Consider the following 18347-nt stretch of genomic DNA (forward strand, 5'->3'; position numbering starts at 1 on the left):
TTGGGTTTTTGAGTTCGGAGAACGCTCGGTACAGTCCGCTGCTTTCCGGGAAATAATGATAATTGGAACAAATATCCTGTAGGTGTTATGAGGCTTTCCTTACTTCTAGTTCTTTCTTTGTTTGTCGCATTTTCAGTTAGGGCCGTAGATTTTACCGTTTCGGATATTCGAATCGAAGGGTTGCAGAGAGTTTCTGCCGGATCTGTGTTCAGTGCATTACCCGTGAGTGTTGGAGATCGGGTGGACACGTTTAAAATAAATGACGCAATGCAGTCTCTATTCAAGACAGGATTGTTTACGGACATCGAGATGGGGCGCGATCAAAATGTGTTGATTTTGACCGTGGCAGAGCGCCCCTCAGTTACCAAAATCGAAATTGAAGGCAATAAAGCAATCGAAACGGATGACCTTCTGGATGGTCTGACCGCAGCAGGTTTGTCTGAAGGGCAGGTTTTCAAGCGGCTCACGCTGGAGAAGCTGGAGTTGGAGATCCTTCGGTCATATGTCGCACAGGGACGATACAATGCTTCTATTGAAGCTTCTGTGGAAGAATTGCCTCGTAATCGTGTAGCGATCAAGATTGATATTGATGAGGGCGATATCGCTTCGATTCTTCATATCAACGTGGTGGGTAACGAAGTCTTTTCCGATGAAGAGTTGACGGATTTAATGGAGCTTAAGACCCCTGGTTTTTGGTCCTTTATCTTCAATGACGATAAATATGCCAAGGAAAAGCTCAGTGGGGATCTTGAGCGGATTCGTAGTTACTATCTGGACCGCGGCTATCTCAAGTTTTCGATCGAGTCGACCCAGGTTTCAATCTCACCAGAAAAAGATGCTGTATTTATCACCTTGAATGTGAAAGAAGGGCCACTTTTTACAGTCAAAGACGTAAAGTTGAAAGGGGACTTGATTGTAACGGAGGAAGAGCTTCGGAAGTTGATCCTGTTACAGCCAGGCGAGCACTTTTCCCGGGTCAAGCTTACCACCACATCGGACATTATGGCTAAACGGCTTGGTAAAGAGGGGTATACCTTCGCAAACATCAGTGGTATCCCTGAGGCCCATGAAGATAACAGCACGACGGTTACCTTTTTTGTTGACCCAGGGCGTCGAACTTATGTTCGGCGGATAAATTTCCGGGGCAATGTCGGCACCAGTGACGAAGTACTCCGTCAGGAAATGCGCCAGATGGAAGGTGCTGTTGCTTCTACAGACTTGATTGAAATGTCCAAATCCAGGCTGGAGCGATTGGGCTTTTTCAAGGATGTCAGTGTAGAGACGCCTGCAGTTCCCGGTTATCCTGACCTTATTGATGTTAACTATACAGTGGAAGAACAACCCTCCGGTAGCCTTTCCGCAAGCTTGGGTTATTCACAGGGTGGCGGTTTCATTATTGGAACCAGCATATCTGAAAATAACTTTTTTGGCTCAGGGCGCCGTGTTTCATTTGGCATGAACTTCAGTGAGTCGGTTAAGAGTGCCAGCTTTTCCTATCTCAACCCTTACTTCACGGTAGACGGGGTGAGCCGTGGCTTTAGCGTTTCGGCACGGCAAACTGACTACGAAGAGCAGGATATTTCAGACTTTACATTGGATACACTTTCTGCGGGAATGACCTTTGGGTATCCGATTAATAACTATTCGAGGCTCAATTTTGGGGTTAGTGCAAACAACTCGAAAATTAAGATTGGCGAAAGACCTGCGCTCGAAATCAGTAATTTTATTGCGGAAAATGGCGATGACTTTGATATGTTCTCGGTTTCGGGCAGTTGGACCCGTAATACTCTGAATCGCGGTGTGCTCCCGACTAAAGGCATGTCCCAGTCATTATCACTGGAAGTTATGCTACCGGGTGTAAGTGACCTTGAGTTCTATAAATTAAATTACCGGAATAACCTCTACGTCCCCATCGATAACCTCCATAAATGGGCTTTACATTTCCGGGGTGAACTTGGCTATGGGGACGGGTATGGCAGTACCGATTCATTGCCGTTTTTTGAGCATTATTATGCTGGAGGTTTTGGCTCGGTACGGGGTTGGGAATCCAGTTCCCTGGGACCACGTTCAACACCCCATGTTGACGATGTGGGCGAAGCTGAACCCTTCGGTGGAAACATTATGATGGAAGGTACTGCCGCATTTATTTTTCCGATGCCATTCGTAAAAGATCAACGTTCCATGCGTTCCAGTTTGTTCATTGATGCCGGTAATGTCTTTGATCCGGATCGGAACTATGATCTGGATTTCGCGGAAATTCGCTATTCAGTCGGGATTGGTTTTTCGTGGATTACCGCGATTGGTCCGCTGGCCTTCAGTATTGCTAAACCACTTAATGATGAAGATGGCGATGAGACTCAGGTATTTCAATTCTCGCTTGGACAACCATTGTAATGTGTAGAAACAACAGTCGTTCGTTAAGGTAAACTGCACTCCGTAAAAGTAATCTGTAGTGTGTAAAAATAAATGTAGCCCGAATACCACGGTACCTGACTCCCGTTAGCCAAATGTTACGCCATTCGGGCATTCAGTTAATAATCCTCAGTCGGTAATAAACCCCGACTGATCATTCAAAAGTGAAAATCTGGAGATAAAAATGAAAGCATTGAAGCACGGTCTGTTTTGCCTTCTGGTGCTGTTTGGGACTATGAATGTTCAGGCTGAGACCAAAATTGCAGTAGTGGATATTCGCGCAGCGCTATTCAACTCAGAAGCGGCCCAGGCATTTGGCGAAAAATTGAAGCAGGAGTTTGCCAAAGATGAGTCTGAAGTAAAAAAGGTTGGTGATGAAGCGCAAAAGATGCAAGAGCGCATAAAGAAAGATGCCGCCATGATGAGTGATTCCGAGCGGGCGAAAATGGCGAGTGAGTTCGAACTTAAGGCAAAGGAATTCAATTATCTTAAAAATAAATTTGAAAGTGCTGTGAATACTCGTAAACAGGATTTCTTGCGTGACTCGAAGCCCAAGCTGGATCGTGCATTGGAAGAGGTTGCAAAAGCCGAGAAAGTCGATTTGCTATTGCCTCGTGAAGCAACGCTTTTTGTTGTACCGTCATTAGATCTAACACCAAAAGTAATTGAGAAGTTGAACGCAAAATAAACACCACTGTTGAGTAACCTGATCAAAGAAAAAATGATCAAATAAGTAACGTAATACGTAACAAGTTAAGAGTGTGGTAAAGCGATGTTGACGGAAACGCGTTTGGCGATAGCTGAAATTGCTGAGATCCTGGAAGCAAAAATTATTGGTGATGCTTCTTCGGAGATTTCTAGTCTGGCAACCCTGCAGGCAGCTAAAACTGGACAGTTGGCGTTCCTGTCCAATCCGGTTTATAAGAAGCATCTGGCGAAAAGCCAGGCATCCGCCATCATCGTTGCGCCTGATGTGGTAACTGAGCTCTTCGTGGAGCGAGGTGGCTCGTGGCAATTTGTGTCTGGCGAGCCCCTGCAAAGTACTTTTCTGGTTCTGGATAACCCTTATCTCGGGTTTGCAAAACTTACCCATCTTTTTGATACGGCATATCAATTCGAACCGCGGATTGAAACATCTGCGGTGATTCATCCCTCCGTTCATGTTCCTGATGATTGTTATATAGGGCATAACGCCGTCATTGGCGAAGGCTGTGTTTTAGGTCGCTCGGTTTACATCGGGGCTAACGTCTCCATCGGAGTAAATTGTCATATCGGAGATCGAACCCGTCTTTGGGCCAGTGTTGTCCTCTACAGCGACATCACTTTGGGTCAGGATTGCATAATACACAGTGGCGTTGTTATCGGCTCAGATGGTTTTGGTAATGCGAAGGACGGAGAGAAGTGGTTTAAAATAGCACAGCTCGGCGGGGTCACGGTCGGTGATAATGTTGAGATTGGTGCGAATACAACAATAGACCGCGGCGCTTTGGGTGATACCATTATCGGTGATGGTGTAAGAATCGATAATCAGGTTCAGATTGCCCATAACGTGGTGATTGGCGACGATGCCGCATTGGCCGGATGTGTGGGTGTAGCAGGCAGCACCACGATTGGGAAGCGGTGTGTAATTGGTGGTGCAACAGGGGTCGGGGGGCACTTGGATATTGCCGATGATGTCTATTTAACTGGCATGACCATGGTCACCAAAAGCATCAAAGCACCTGGTCTTTATTCTTCTGGCACGGGCGTAGAGCCTAACAGCAAGTGGCGTAGAATGGTTGCAAGAATGCGCTCGTTAGATGAGTTTGCCAAAAAATTGAAGTCTTTAGAACGTAAAGTTGATAGTTTGCTAGGGTAGGTGGCATTCAAATGCCAACTAGTGAATTTTGAGCTACTAATAATGAGCTACCAAGAGGTATTCCCATAGATGGAAATGGATATTGAGCTTATTCTTGAGTATCTCCCGCATCGCTATCCATTTTTATTAGTGGATCGGGTGCTCGAGATCGAAAAGGGTAAGTCAATCGTGGGTTACAAAAACGTAACCATGAATGAACACTTCTTCAGTGGTCATTTCCCGGGTAAGCCAATTATGCCTGGAGTGTTAATTTTGGAGGCAATGGCGCAGATTTCTGGAATTCTGGGTTTTGTCACCAATGATCGCAAACCCGCTCCCGGAATTATTCAAGTTTTTGCCGGTTCAAATCGGGTTCGTTTCAAGCGACCTGTGGTGCCGGGCGACCAGTTGACCCTGTATTCCAACCTGATTGCTGACAAGCATGGTATCTGGAAGTTCGACTGTAAAGCTACTGTCGGTGACGAGGTTGCCTGTGTAGCGGAAATTATGACTGCAGAGAGAGGGAGTTAAATGGCAATTCACGAACAAGCCATCGTCGATCCATCAGCGCAGATTGCTGATGATGTAGTCATTGGTCCCTGGACGTACATTGGCCCTGATGTGGTTATTGATGAAGGTAGCTGGATCTCCTCCCATGTCGTGATCAAAGGTCCGACTCAAATTGGTAAACGCAACAAAGTTTTTCAGTTTTCCAGTGTTGGAGAAGATTGTCAGGATAAAAAATACAGCGGTGAACCGACCCGGTTGGTTATTGGCGATGATAATGTTATTCGGGAAAGTTGTACTATCCACCGGGGTACTGTTCAGGATGCCGGTATTACATCGATTGGTAGCCGAAATCTGCTGATGGCTTATACTCACGTTGCCCACGATTGCATTGTTGGCAATGATATTATCCTGGCAAATAATGCGACTTTGGCTGGGCATGTCCATGTGGATGATTGGGCGATTCTGGGGGGCGGCACGATGGTTCACCAGTTTTGCAAGATTGGTGCGCATAGCATGTGTGCGGGAGGCAGTATCGTACTCCGGGATGTGCCTGCGTATGTCATGGCGGGTGGACAGTCTGCGTCAGCTCACGGCTTGAATTCGGAAGGATTGAAGCGCCGTGGATACACCCCTGAGACTATTCTTTCTTTGAAGCGCGCTTACAAGGTGGTCTATCGCCAAGGACTGACTTTGGCTCAGGCTACGGAAATATTGAATGAGTCGGCAGATACCCCTGAATTAAAATTGTTCCTTGATTCTATAAAACGATCCGATAGAGGCATCATCCGTTGAAGCTCGAAGCGGCACCTGCTGAGGCAAATCAAATCAGGATCGGTATTGTTGCTGGAGAAGCCTCTGGTGACATATTAGGCGCGGGTTTGATCCGGGAGCTGAAGCAGCATTTTCCTGATGCGATATTTGAAGGTATCGGTGGTCCGGAAATGATTTCAGAAGGGTTTAACAGTTTCTTCCCCATGGAACGGTTGTCTGTAATGGGGTTGGTGGAAGTGCTTGGTCGGATCTTCGAGTTGATCGGTATTCGGAAGTCATTGAAACGACATTTTCTCTCCGTACCGCCTGACGTTTTTATCGGCATCGATTCCCCGGATTTTACCCTCGGACTGGAGTTGGCCTTGCGGCGGCGAGGCATTAAAACGGTTCATTATGTTAGTCCTTCCGTATGGGCCTGGCGTCAAAAAAGAATTTTTAAAATTGCCAAAGCCACTGATTTGATGTTGACCTTATTCCCCTTTGAGGCCAAGTTTTATAAAGAGCATCAGGTTCCGGTAAAGTTTGTTGGTCACCCATTAGCGGATATGATCCCTTTTCAAACGAACCAGCTTGATGCTCGAAAGCGACTGGCATTACCCGAATCTGAAACCATTGTGGCATTGTTACCGGGAAGCCGAAGTGGCGAAATCCATTATCTTGGTGATGTGTTTCTCGAATCTGCAAACTTGATCGCGCAAAAGTGTCCCGGGGTCAAGTTTATCATTCCCTATGTTAATGATGAGCGAAGGCAGCAAATAGAAGCGCTGCTTAAAATAAAAGCGCTGCAGTTGCCTGTAACGTTGATTTCTGGAAAATCCAGAGATGTTATGGCCGCCTCGGATGTGGTGTTGATGGCATCAGGAACAGCAACGCTTGAGGCGATGTTGTTGAAAAAGCCGATGGTTGTCGCTTACCGGATGTCCGCGCTAACCTATTTCATTATGAGTAAGTTAATGAAAGCGCCGTACATCGCGCTGCCCAATCTTTTAGCTGGTTCAAGGTTGGTTCCAGAATTGATTCAGGCTCAGGCGTCACCCGAGAACCTGGCACGGGAAGTGTTGATCCGATTAGAAGATCAATCTGTACAAAATCAAGTGCAAAGTGCGTTTCTGGATCTGCATCAGGGCTTGAAACAGGATGCCAGTAAGCAGGCCGGAGCGGCAGTGGCAAATCTAATCAAGCACAAACCGGCATGACGATGGGGAACAAGTGGCTGATATTGAAGTAGATATTCCTTATTCCGGGAGCTTGTTAGCCGGTGTTGATGAGGTTGGCCGTGGCCCGCTTGTTGGCGCCGTGGTAACGGCTGCTGTGGTGCTGGATCCAGCAAAACCGATACCCGAACTGAACGACTCCAAGAAGTTGAGCGAAAAACGACGGGATGCTTTAGCTGAACAAATACGAGCGTCGGCATTGGCATGGAGTTTGGGGCGAGCGGAGCCGGAAGAGATAGACCGCTTAAATATATTCCAGGCGACAATGTTAGCAATGCAAAGAGCAGTAGACGGACTTTCCGTAAAGCCGGAATTTGTCGTTGTCGATGGTAATAAATTGCCAAAGTGGGGTTACGCCAGTCTGGCGATTGTAAAAGGCGACGGTCGTGTTCCTGCCATTAGTGCTGCTTCGATCCTCGCAAAAGTCGCGAGAGATGCGGAAATGGTTGAGCTTGATCGTCGCTATCCGCAATATGGTTTCGCAAAACATAAGGGGTATCCGACGAAAGCTCATTTTCTCGCCCTTGAGCAGTTTGGTTGTCTCAAGGAGCATCGACGGTCCTTTAAGCCGGTGCAAAATGTGCTGGATAGACAAGACGAAACAGATGAACGTAGCCTTCAACAATTACAGATCCCACTGTAAGCTGATTCTTTTATTATTTGCTGTGCTCTCCACGCTTTTCTGTATTGAAACATCTTTGGCTGAAATTTATCAGTGGAAAGGTAAGCAGGGTCGGGTTCATTTCAGCGATGAGCCACCTGCCGGCGAGGCCCATGAAACGAAAACGATAAGGTACCATGGGGCTTCGCAATCTGAACAATCTGAGCGCTCAATCGAGCAACAAAATCAGCGATACCTCAGGGCACTGGAAGCCGAAAAGCGTACGCAAGCGCTTGCTAATGAAAAGGCAGAGCGACTAAAGGATAAACAAAAAAAGCAAGTTTGCTCAACACTACAAGACGAGGCCCGAAAAGCACGTGAGGGCTACGGCTACTATCAGCTAAATGAGCAAGGTGAGAAAGAGTTTTACACAGAGAAGCAGGCGGAAAAAATGCGCGAAGAGCTTATTCTCCAGTATGAGGCAGAGTGTTTGTAAACTGAGCGCTGATAAATTGAGTCAAATTGAATAAGCGCTGTCGAACAAATTTTCGATGCTGCCGGGGTATTCGGTGTTTGACCAAATCCTGTCGCGACAGCTTGAGGGGGCCTTGGTCAAACACCTTGTATGCACTGTTAAATCAGCACATGGGGAGGGGCTACAGCAGTACTCATGGGCTATTTTTCCAGGTACTGTAATTTGTCTGTTTTACCATCCCATTCTTCTGCATCCGGCAATGCATCTTTTTTCTCGGTAATGTTGGGCCATTTTTGGCACAGGTCTGCGTTGAGCTCGATGTACTGCACTTGGTCTGCGGGCAGTTCATCCTCGGAGAAAATGGCCTCGGCAGGACACTCTGGCTCGCATAATGCACAGTCGATACACTCATCAGGATCGATGACCAGGAAATTAGGTCCTTCGTAAAAACAATCAACAGGGCATACCTCCACGCAGTCGGTATACTTACATTTGATACAATTTTCGGTCACTACAAAAGTCATGGTGTAATCCCTGGGTTATTAAATGTTCTCGTCCCGGATTGAAATTTATTGCCGGGATATGACAATTCGGAGCGTATTGTAGGCACTGCGACCAGCTCAAGCAAGTTTATTCCCAATTTGCTTATGATTCCAGCTCCGCCCGTAAGTTGTAAATCAAATCCAGTGCTTGTCGTGGTGTTATATCATCGGGTTCAAGCGCGAGAATCTGTTTTTCAACTGGGGAGGGTTCCAGTGCGGCAAACATGTCACCTTGCAAATAGCTGTTATCTTTGGCTTTCCCTGCTATTTGAATTGATGCGGCAGGAGCCTCAGTCCGGGTTTTGTTGTCTGATCCGGCAGCAGGTAATGGGTTGACGTTTTCCAGAAGATGTAGCTGATGTTTCGCCGTTTTTATTACTTCCGGCGGGACACCAGCTAACTTGGCGACTTGTAGTCCGTAACTCTGGCTTGCCGGTCCTTCATGAACCGCATGTAAAAAGACAATTGAATCATCATGCTCGGTTGCACTGAGATGAACGTTATATACACCGGTAACTTGATCTGGCAGGGTGGTCATTTCAAAGTAGTGTGTGGCAAACAGGGTCATGGATTCGATTTGGCTGGCGAGTTGATGCGCACTTGCCCAGGCCAGAGACAGACCATCAAAGGTGCTGGTGCCTCGTCCTACTTCATCCATTAGTACAAGGCTGTTCCGCGTTGCGTTATTCAGGATGTTGGCTGTTTCTGTCATCTCGACCATAAACGTGGATCGACCTCCTGCGATGTCATCGCTGGAACCCATTCGTGTGAAAATGCGATCGATGGGGCCGAGTTGAACCCGTGATGCGGGCACAAAACTGCCGCAGTAAGCCAGGATCGCGATGATAGCGGTCTGACGCATGTAAGTCGATTTCCCCCCCATATTGGGGCCAGTGATGATCAGCATGCGTCTTTTTTCATCGAGATGTAGATCATTGGGAACAAAGGGGGCATCCAGGATTTGTTCAATAACCGGGTGTCTGCCTTCTTCGATTAGCAGCTGGTGTTCATCACATAACTCCGGGCAACTAAGGTTTAACGTTTGTGCCCGCTCTGCAAAATTAGACAATACATCGAGTTCAGCCAGTGCTCTGGCTGTAGTCTGCAGTGGTGCCAAATGTTCTAAAAGTGTCTCGAGCAAGTCATCGTAGATGGCTTTTTCCCGGCTAAGGGCCCGGCTTTTACTGCTTAAGGCTTTGTCCTCGAAGGTTTTCAGCTCGGGAGTGATAAAACGTTCGGCATTCTTGAGGGTTTGGCGTCTAATGTACTCAGTCGGAGCTTTGTCAGATTGGGCTCTTCCAATCTCGATATAATAGCCATGAACACGATTATATCCCACTTTCAGTGATGACAGTCCGGTACGTTCTTTTTCCCGGTTTTCCAGTTGAATGAGATAGTCTCCGGCATTTTCAGACAGGGATCGTAGCTCATCCAGTTCCGTGTCAAAACCTTCCTGAATCACACCACCATCGCGAATAACCACCGGCGGGTTATCGATTATTGCTCGGCTCAGAATGTCCTGTAATTCGGGGTACTCGCAGATCTTTTCTGCCAATTGTTTAAGATAGTTTGTGGGAATCTGCGATAATTGATTTTGCAGATCCGGGAGTGCACTGAAGGCATCCTTTAACTTGGCCAGGTCTCTAGGCCGTGCTGATTTGAGTGCAACCCGGGCAAGTATCCGTTCAATATCACCTATTTGTCGAAGAATCGGTTGAAGCGATTCATACTCATAATGTTTAAACAAGTCTGTAACCGTAGACTGCCTGTTTTGCAATGTTTCAATGTTTCGGGTTGGGCTGTTGAGCCAGCGTCGCAGTAAGCGGCTGCCCATCGCTGTTGCCGTTTTGTCCATAACCCAGGCAAGCGTATGCTTATGTCCACCCATCAGGTTGATGTCGATCTCGAGATTTCGGCGGCTGGTGGCATCCAGAATTACCTGGTCTTCCCGGCGCTCTGATGTCAGCGTGTTTATGTGAGGTAATGCTGATTTTTGTGTATCTTTGGCGTACTGTAGCAAACAGCCTGCAGCAGGGATAGCAAGATCCATCTCCTGACATCCGAAGCCTTGCAAGTCCCGGGTTTGAAACTGTTGCGTGAGCAGGCGCATCGCAGTATCGGACTCAAAGTACCAGACCGGTTGACGGCGAACCCCTTGATACTGATTGGTGAGTTCGGTATACGGAAAGTCTTCGCTAATCAACAATTCGGCGGGACGAACACGCTGCAGTTCGCCCTGGAGTGCCTCGACCCCGTTTACTTCCTGAACTGAGAAGCGTCCACAACTCAAATCCAAAAATGCGAGCCCAAATTGACTTTCCCGGAAGTACACTGCAGCGATCAGATTATCGGACTTTTCATCCAGAAATGCTTCATCAGTCAGGGTACCGGGCGTAATAACGCGTACAACTTTTCTTTCCACCGGCCCTTTGGATGTCGCTGGATCGCCGACTTGTTCACAAACCGCGACAGATTGACCCAGTCTTACCAAGCGGCCTATATAACCCTCTGCGGCGTGAAAGGGAACGCCAGCCATGGGGATGGGCTGTCCTGCGGATTGACCTCTTGCGGTTAAGGTTATATCGAGTAGTTCTGCAGCTTTTTTGGCATCATCGTAAAACAGTTCGTAGAAATCACCCATACGGTAAAAAACCAATTCATTCTGGTGTTCTACTTTGATTTTCAGGTATTGCGCCATCATGGGCGTGTGCTGAGTTTTGTTTTCCGATTTTATAGCCATAATAGAGAATTTTCGTTACCAATATGATGCTGTGATGTGGCGGGCATTGTACGGAATTTGTAGTGTTCCTGTAAGGGGAAAACAGAAAAACACGCTTGTCTTTCAATGCTATTGTTAAACTTCAAATTTGCACATGGATTCAGACCGGATTACAGGCAAATTCCACAGGCGACAGGTAAAACTGTAATGAGCACATCTGATAAGGACTGATGAGGAACAGTAATGAATGATGTTGAAAAGTGGTTAGAGGCGATAGAGATAACGCCGTCTGATGCAGATATCAGGGCTCTGGTTGCTGTGGTTGCACAGGCGCTACTAGACCGAAAGATGATGATGGCCTCGGCAGAGTCCTGTTCAGGCGGATGGATAGGGAAGGCTGCGACGGATCTTGCCGGAAGTTCCAATTGGTATGAAGGGGGCGTCGTTTCTTACTCCAATGCGGTTAAGCAAAAGCTTCTGAACGTCAGTTCCGAATCGCTGGAGCGCTTTGGTGCTGTGAGCCGCGAAGTCGTCGCACAAATGGCTGATGGTGTGTTGAACTGCATTCCGGTAAACCTTTCTGTTGCGGTTAGCGGAATTGCGGGCCCGGGGGGCGGTACCGCAGACAAACCCGTAGGCCTGGTTTGGTTTGGCTGGTCGTCTGATTTTGGCCAAGGTATGACACTTTGTTGCCAATTCTCGGGTGATCGCGACACAATACGTCGCTTTAGTGTGTATAAAGCTTATCAAGGTCTACTTGAACTGCTCCTGCAGGTCTAGCTCAGACTATTGACCATGCTGGCGTGTTGAATATTTAAGCTAAAGGTTGTGCAAGATTGAGTGCTATGGAATAATGCTGTTCATATATACAGCTTTATTGCCGTCGAAAAGTTAAAGCCTGAGCAGCATAGCCAGATGAGCACAGTAAAAACGCGAATATTGCTATTAGACGAACAATAGACGAACGTACTGACTAAACAAATTGAGGTAGGAAATGGACGATAACAAGAAGCGAGCTTTGGGTGCGGCTTTGTCGCAAATCGAAAAACAGTTCGGTAAAGGCGCAATCATGAAAATGGGAGATCAGCCCAGAGAAGCCATCCCATCTGTTTCGACAGGCTCACTGGGGTTGGATGTTGCTTTGGGTATAGGTGGTTTACCATTCGGTCGTATCGTTGAGATTTATGGCCCTGAAAGTTCGGGTAAAACTACGCTTACATTGCAAGTGGTTGCGGAGGCCCAGCGGGTAGGCAAAACCTGTGCATTTATCGATGCCGAGCATGCTCTGGATCCCATTTATGCGGAGAAACTGGGGGTTAATGTTGACGACTTGTTGGTTTCTCAACCGGATACGGGTGAGCAGGCGCTCGAAATTGCAGATATGCTGGTTCGATCGGGTGCGGTAGATGTCATTATCGTTGACTCCGTTGCCGCCTTAACCCCGCGTGCTGAAATTGAAGGCGAGATGGGAGACTCCCATGTCGGACTCCAGGCGCGTTTAATGTCCCAGGCATTACGTAAAATTACCGGTAATATCAAAAATGCCAATTGCTTGTGTATTTTCATCAACCAAATCCGAATGAAAATCGGAGTCATGTTCGGGAACCCGGAAACCACCACGGGGGGGAACGCCCTGAAGTTCTACGCTTCTGTTCGTTTGGATATCCGACGCACGGGTGCAGTGAAAAGTGGTGATGAAGTCGTCGGCAATGAGACTCGGGTTAAAGTGGTGAAAAATAAAGTTTCTCCGCCATTCCGGCAGGCTGACTTCCAGATTATGTACGGTGCTGGTATTTATCGAATGGGCGAAGTCATTGATATGGGCGTTAAAGAGGGATTCGTGGATAAAGCCGGGGCATGGTATAGCTACAAAGGCGATAAAATTGGGCAGGGTAAGGCAAATGCTGCTAAATTTTTAGAAGAAAATCCTGAAATAGCGCAGGAAATTGAAGGTTCAATTCGAGCTAAGTTGATGCCCAGTTTAGTGAAAAATGCGGAAGCTGAAGTTGCAGCCGAAGCTGAAGACTGAGCATAGTACAATAAGGCTCAATGGTTTGAGCGAAATTGTTGTAGCGGGAGACTGAGATGAAGTGGGTTGTATTGGCGATTTTGGCCATCGTGCTGTTAATTTGGTTAGTGCGTGGAAAAATGCAGTCCAGGTTAGATGATCCAGAAATCAAGGTTCTCGATCAGCAACGGTATTATGTGAATCCCCCTAAAGAGGGGGATGAACCCCCCGATGACAAGCAAAGTACCAGCTTGTAATCACAGCTACAGGATTCGTGAGGTTCGCTGTTGGTGCTTTCTATAACCGCTGTTTTTACAGGCCCATTCGGTTGTCTGGAGCGGGCCTGGAAATAATCTAGAACGGTATGAGTGTGCTATGGGTTCTCGCGACGGCTAGGATATAAAAGAATATGGCCAAAGCAATGAAAAAGAGCAGAATCCGCAGCGATTTTGTTTTACCCCGTTTCAATGCAAATGTTCCCACGGCAATATATGCGAGCAGCGCAATTAGTTTGGCTGTAAGCCAATCATTAACAAACGGATATTGATGAATTTGCAAGGTCAGAAGAATCGCACTAACCAAGAGAACGGTATCGACAATATGCGGCAAGACTCGAATCAGCCGGGTGTGTAGCAGTCTAGAATTCAGCATCATTAAAATTCCCCTGAAAGAGAATAAAATGAGCGTTGCGATGACGCAAATGATGTGTACTTGTTTGATGAGTAGGTAGTAGGTCATTGAATATACACGCGATTCAGCACCCTTGATTCTGCTGTGGGTGGTGATTGGGCTTCCTGAAGTTTATGGATGTTTGGACGATAGAAGCGGCTGTTGTGATGTTTTGCTGATGTTGTTTAGCTGGCTCGACTTGTTTTACCCTGATATTGGCTGTTGTAGAGGCTCTCTATTCTCGACAGTGCGTTGTCAATTTCTCTTGAGTAGGACTTATTGCTCAAACAGTATGCGAATGTGAGGCCGTACCGGTAAACACCACCGGATCGGGAGCAGCTCGTGATAATGGCTTCGATGTTGGATTGGCAAATATATTTGCCCCTGAAATCAAGGATTACCCTGTCACCCGACTTGAAACGGGCGCAGCTTTCCAGAGCCATGCCATAGCGATTGATATCGATACATCTGGCATCTGTCGGTCGCTTGAATACGCTCATCAAGCCAACAGCTCTTAGCGTAACCCCAAGGCAAGGCGCGGCGTGCCGGGATTTGATTCGACGATCCTTAAAATGCGAAATGCTGCAATCCATCATGATTCTTGTCGCCTTTCAAGTTTATTTATTTTCAGCAACACGAAATTATAGTTCAACAATCTGACCTCTCGAGGAACAGGTTTAAAAAACCTGAGTTGGCGTTTTGCCTTTATCAACCTGTACGTCTCATTACGGATCGTACTGGTGATTAAGATTTGTGCGCCATTCGGGGCCTGTTCAGTGCAGGAGATTCATTTCGTGAAGTATCTTCCTGACTTTTAACCAAAATGCGATTTTCTTGCTTTAGTGCCAGTACCGCAATTTGGATTTCGCACCCACTCTAGTCTCACACTTAATCTAGTCTAAAGCGTAAGTCCAAGCTGTGTTTGCTTCAGTGTAAGCACTCATGCTTGGTATCCGCTGACCGGTTTCGTTTAGACCAAAGTATACTTGTTATACAAGTGTTCGTACGATGTTGAGTCTGCATTTTAACGTTTGTTAACACAAGTTAAAAGCGGGGAAAGAAATTTGACAGTAGTATAAACCTTTGTAATTGTTAACTGTGTCTCAAAACAGATGGGTTTTTCAGGGGCTTGATTTTCTGGCGTACAAAAAATAAACGCACTAAAATCATGCACTTGTATCCACTCGTGTGCCTTTCTTGGCTTCTAGTGCCTGAGGTTGGGCTGTTTCGGGATGCAGCAGTTCCGGAGCGCGTCGTTCCCGACGACGACGGCGTTCCTGTTGCACGCGTGTTTGCTTTCTACGCCTGTCAGGCCGTATTCGACGATCAACAGGGCGGGAGTCCAAAGCTTTGTCCAGCGCTTCTGCTTCGGTTGCACCCTGTGACGTTTGAGTCCGCTTATTACGGGTGTAATCTGTCAAATTTAGCTTATTATCGTTTATATACATACTGATTTCTCCCGAAAGTCGTGTTCTCCTTATTTGATTGTTATCGGCTGAATTGGGAAAATGTTGAGTTTACGGCCAGCACAATAGGAAATTACATTGAAGCCATCACCTTTATCGCCACGCAAACTGTATGCGCAATGCAATACTTCGGATTTCTCGTTTCAGTCCACTAAGACACTCCAACCGTTGGATGAAATTATCGGACAGGCGCGAGCTCAGGACGCCCTCAAATTTGCAATGGCTATGCCATCCAGCGGATATAATATCTACGCTGTAGGGCCAAGTGGGTTGGGAAAAAGAACGATGATGCTTCGCTACCTGCGTCAGCATGTCGATGCCCATGACGGCGTTGTGGATTGGTGTTATGTGAACAATTTTGATGACATTCGCCAGCCTCGTGTTTTGAAACTTCCAGCAGGTTTAGGCATTCAGTTCAAAAAAGATGTCGAAAAGCTGATGTTTCGTCTGGTGAAGGCGATTCCTCAGGCGTTTGACAATGATTCCTATTATGAACGTTCTGAGCAATTGAAAAATGAGCTGGCGGATAAGCAGGAAAAGCAATTGCTGCAGGTGTCCAAACAGGCGCAGAAGAAAGGCGTGAATCTAACCGTTACCACACCCGGTGGTTATCGTTTGGTCGCCATGAATGGTGAAGAACCCCACACTGCCGAGACATTTTCAGAATTGACGGCAGATGAGCAGCAGCATTTTGAGGATACGATCAATAAACTTGAGAAAAAACTTCGCGGAACGTTGCGTAAGCTGGCTAACTGGGAGCAGGACTACCTGGATAAACAGCAGCAATTGAATGAAGAGGTTACCTTGGCCGTCACCGGACATCTCATTGATGATCTGGAAGCCAAATATGAAGAGCAGAAAAATGTCATCGGTTTTCTCGAGACTATGCGCAAAGACCTGGTTGATAACGTGGATATCTTCCTGGAAGACAATGATGAACACGCAACAATCGCCTACGCGTCACTGGATAAGAAAATGCCTAGACGATACCAGGTTAATGTTCTGGTAAATCGTAAAGATGGGTTAGCGCCGATTGTTGTTGAAGACAATCCTAATTATCACAACCTGTTTGGCTATGTAGAAAACGTAACGTACAAAGGAACAGTATTTACCGATTTCTCCTTGATTCGGGCTGGAAGCCTGCATAAAGCCAATGGCGGCTATCTTTTGATGGATGCAATCAAGGTTCTGGAACAGCCTTTTGTTTGGGATGGGCTCAAACGGGCGCTCCGTTCAAGCAGTATGGCAATCAATGCTCTGGAGCGGGAAATGACGTTATCCGGAACCATATCATTGGAACCGGAGCACATACCCCTGAATGTGAAGATTATTCTATTCGGTGACCGCGAAACGTATTTGCTCCTGCAGCAGTACGATTCCGAATTTCAGGAGTTGTTTAAAGTCACGGCGGACTTTGAAGGTGAGATGGCGCGCACTCCTGAAAACCAAGTACTTTATGCCAAATTTATATCCAGTCTGGTACATGAAAAAGGGCTACGGCACTGCGATAAAAAAGCAGTGATGAAGATCATCGAACACAGTTCCCGAATCGCGGAAGATCAGAATAAGTTATCGCTTCATGCGGCAGATATTGCCAATTTGCTCCGTGAATCTGACTATTGGGCAGAGAAGCAGGACAGTAAACAGATTAAGTCCGAGCACGTTATCAAGGCGCTGGATAGTGCGAAACACCGCAGTAGCCGAATTCGCGACCAGATTTATGAAGGTGTGGAAAATGGATCTACTTTGTTAACGGTATCCGGAGCGGTGGTAGGGCAGGTCAATGCGTTATCCGTTCTGACGACTGGCGACAGCGAATTCGGTATCGTAAGCCGGATAACGGCTGTTGCGCGCTATGGCGATGGTGACGTAATTGATATCGAACGGGATGTTAAACTGGGTGGGACAATTCACTCCAAAGGCGTACTGATATTGTCTTCCTACCTAGCTCACTTATTCGGTCAAACCGATCATCTTACGCTTTCAGCCAGTATTACTTTCGAGCAATCCTATGGTGAAGTGGATGGTGACAGTGCAACTATCGCCGAGTTTTGTACATTGCTTTCCGCGATGTCGGGGTTGCCGGTTCGGCAGGATATCGCAGTAACCGGATCAATGAATCAGAAGGGCGAAGTTCAGCCAGTCGGAGGCGTAAACCAGAAAATCGAGGGGTTCTATGATACCTGTATGATTTTAGGTGCGGACAATACGCAAGGTGTTATTATGCCCGAGACCAATGTCCATAACTTGATGTTGAAACAGGATGTATTGGATGCAGCGGCCAAAAAAACATTCTCCGTCTATAGTGTTTCCCACGTCAATGAGGCGATTGCGCTAATGTTTGGTAAGCCTGCGGGTGAGCCCAATACTGATGGCAAATTTCCACCGCGTTCGGTCTTCGGCACGATTCAGCAACGGTTAGCGAAATTGAAGGAGACTGATAAAGACTCGGAAGGTGGCGCAAAATCGAAAAGCTGAGCACCAGGCGTTGAAGATACAACCTGATTAGCTCTGGCCCGCCCGGCAGGATCCGGGCGGGTTTACCATTCTAAGTGGGTGTTTAGCGCGCTTGTTTTTTCAATACCCATTCGCCATTGGGCAGCCTAATATACTCATTAGGCGACGCTTTATCGATCAGCTTCTTGCCCGCTAATTTTGCGACTTGCTCGATGCTGATACCACGTTTAGTTGCGATGCGTTGATACGCTTCTTCCCGTTTGGCGTTGATTTCCTTGATCAACCCGGCGGCACGGGTATTCCCCTTGACCGCACCGATGTAACCATTCGGTTGCTCTCCAATCATGCCCTGTGCCTTGGCGTCTTCAAGACTGATTGCCCAGCTCGGAAGGCTGAATAGCAGCCCAAGCATAAGGAATATTCGAATAACGTTCATAAAACCTTCCCCTCTGCTCTAGAAAATGTTGTCTTCTTCTGAAAAAAGATCTTCAAGGTCTTTTTCTACTTTGACTTTAACTTCGTGTTCGATTTTTACGTTTAGGTTGATTGTAATCGGCTTGTCCGGGACAGCAACTTCAACACGCGGCGTACATGCGCATAAGCCAAGCAAACAGAAAAAAGCAAAAGATCGAACGGTGTCGATAGGCAATCGCATTAACAAATCCT

Annotated in this window: 19 protein-coding genes; 12 read left to right on the top strand and 7 right to left on the bottom strand. The window is 47.0% G+C overall.

Annotation, left to right across the window (positions count from 1 at the left end):
• Positions 1-87: 87 nt before the first annotated feature.
• The 8 genes from bamA (at position 88) to OLMES_RS09755 (ending at position 7841) form a co-directional block, all read left to right on the top strand.
• Positions 88-2394, top strand: coding sequence for an outer membrane protein assembly factor BamA (bamA, locus tag OLMES_RS09720; protein WP_087461085.1), 2307 nt, complete (start codon positions 88-90; stop codon positions 2392-2394).
• Between the two features lie 202 nt (positions 2395-2596).
• Positions 2597-3100 (top strand): OmpH family outer membrane protein, encoded by a 504-nt coding sequence (locus OLMES_RS09725; RefSeq protein WP_087461086.1) that lies wholly within the window; start codon positions 2597-2599, stop codon positions 3098-3100.
• Positions 3101-3184: 84 nt separating this feature from the next.
• Positions 3185-4270, top strand: coding sequence for a UDP-3-O-(3-hydroxymyristoyl)glucosamine N-acyltransferase (gene lpxD / locus OLMES_RS09730; protein ID WP_087461087.1), 1086 nt, complete (start codon positions 3185-3187; stop codon positions 4268-4270).
• 69 nt (positions 4271-4339) lie between these two features.
• Complete coding sequence (gene fabZ, locus OLMES_RS09735; RefSeq protein WP_087461088.1) at positions 4340-4780, top strand: 3-hydroxyacyl-ACP dehydratase FabZ; 441 nt, start codon at positions 4340-4342, stop codon at positions 4778-4780.
• Positions 4781-5551: an acyl-ACP--UDP-N-acetylglucosamine O-acyltransferase gene (gene lpxA / locus OLMES_RS09740; protein WP_087461089.1), complete on the top strand. Its 771-nt coding sequence runs from the start codon at positions 4781-4783 to the stop codon at positions 5549-5551. It begins immediately after the preceding gene.
• Positions 5548-6726 carry a lipid-A-disaccharide synthase gene (lpxB, locus tag OLMES_RS09745; RefSeq protein ID WP_232465308.1) on the top strand — a complete coding sequence of 393 codons (1179 nt, stop codon included), beginning with the start codon at positions 5548-5550 and terminating at the stop codon, positions 6724-6726. Before lpxA ends, lpxB begins: the two co-directional genes overlap by 4 nt.
• A gap of 13 nt (positions 6727-6739) precedes the next feature.
• Positions 6740-7387, top strand: coding sequence for a ribonuclease HII (gene rnhB / locus OLMES_RS09750; RefSeq protein ID WP_232465309.1), 648 nt, complete (start codon positions 6740-6742; stop codon positions 7385-7387).
• A gap of 55 nt (positions 7388-7442) precedes the next feature.
• Entirely contained in the window at positions 7443-7841 is a 399-nt protein-coding gene (locus tag OLMES_RS09755) for a DUF4124 domain-containing protein (protein ID WP_157678238.1), read from the top strand.
• Positions 7842-8020: 179 nt separating this feature from the next.
• Here OLMES_RS09755 and fdxA read toward each other — a convergent pair whose 3' ends face one another.
• Complete coding sequence (fdxA, locus tag OLMES_RS09760; protein ID WP_087461091.1) at positions 8021-8344, bottom strand: ferredoxin FdxA; 324 nt, start codon at positions 8342-8344, stop codon at positions 8021-8023.
• A 121-nt stretch (positions 8345-8465) separates the two neighbouring features.
• A complete protein-coding gene (gene mutS / locus OLMES_RS09765) occupies positions 8466-11102 on the bottom strand; it encodes a DNA mismatch repair protein MutS (RefSeq protein WP_198343287.1) in 2637 nt (878 codons plus the stop codon).
• 222 nt (positions 11103-11324) lie between these two features.
• Here mutS and OLMES_RS09770 point away from each other — a divergent pair, with 222 nt between their 5' ends.
• From OLMES_RS09770 to OLMES_RS09780, 3 genes are all read left to right on the top strand, one after another.
• Entirely contained in the window at positions 11325-11861 is a 537-nt protein-coding gene (locus tag OLMES_RS09770) for a CinA family protein (protein ID WP_087461092.1), read from the top strand.
• Positions 11862-12075: 214 nt separating this feature from the next.
• Entirely contained in the window at positions 12076-13110 is a 1035-nt protein-coding gene (recA, locus tag OLMES_RS09775; protein ID WP_087461093.1) for a recombinase RecA, read from the top strand.
• 56 nt (positions 13111-13166) lie between these two features.
• A complete protein-coding gene (locus tag OLMES_RS09780; protein ID WP_087461094.1) occupies positions 13167-13346 on the top strand; it encodes a hypothetical protein in 180 nt (59 codons plus the stop codon).
• 97 nt (positions 13347-13443) lie between these two features.
• Here OLMES_RS09780 and OLMES_RS09785 read toward each other — a convergent pair whose 3' ends face one another.
• The 3 genes from OLMES_RS09785 to OLMES_RS09795 form a co-directional block, all read right to left on the bottom strand.
• A complete protein-coding gene (locus OLMES_RS09785) occupies positions 13444-13827 on the bottom strand; it encodes a SirB2 family protein (RefSeq protein WP_087461095.1) in 384 nt (127 codons plus the stop codon).
• 116 nt (positions 13828-13943) lie between these two features.
• The gene (locus OLMES_RS09790; protein WP_087461096.1) at positions 13944-14354 is read right to left on the bottom strand and encodes a hypothetical protein; all 411 of its coding nucleotides are present in this window, start codon (positions 14352-14354) and stop codon (positions 13944-13946) included.
• A 570-nt stretch (positions 14355-14924) separates the two neighbouring features.
• The gene (locus OLMES_RS09795) at positions 14925-15206 is read right to left on the bottom strand and encodes a hypothetical protein (RefSeq protein WP_087461097.1); all 282 of its coding nucleotides are present in this window, start codon (positions 15204-15206) and stop codon (positions 14925-14927) included.
• A gap of 96 nt (positions 15207-15302) precedes the next feature.
• On the opposite strand from OLMES_RS09795, the gene OLMES_RS09800 reads away from it, so the two are divergent.
• Positions 15303-17702 (top strand): Lon protease family protein, encoded by a 2400-nt coding sequence (locus OLMES_RS09800; protein ID WP_087461098.1) that lies wholly within the window; start codon positions 15303-15305, stop codon positions 17700-17702.
• 82 nt (positions 17703-17784) lie between these two features.
• Here the strand turns inward: OLMES_RS09800 and OLMES_RS09805 are convergent, their stop codons facing one another.
• Together OLMES_RS09805 and OLMES_RS09810 are read right to left on the bottom strand one after the other, a co-directional pair.
• A complete protein-coding gene (locus OLMES_RS09805) occupies positions 17785-18117 on the bottom strand; it encodes a YdbL family protein (RefSeq protein WP_087461099.1) in 333 nt (110 codons plus the stop codon).
• 18 nt (positions 18118-18135) lie between these two features.
• Positions 18136-18336, bottom strand: coding sequence for a YnbE family lipoprotein (locus OLMES_RS09810; protein ID WP_087461100.1), 201 nt, complete (start codon positions 18334-18336; stop codon positions 18136-18138).
• Positions 18337-18347: the final 11 nt, after the last annotated feature.

The sequence above is a fragment of the Oleiphilus messinensis genome, from assembly GCF_002162375.1.
In the GTDB taxonomy this organism is placed as follows: Bacteria; Pseudomonadota; Gammaproteobacteria; order Pseudomonadales; family Oleiphilaceae; genus Oleiphilus; species Oleiphilus messinensis.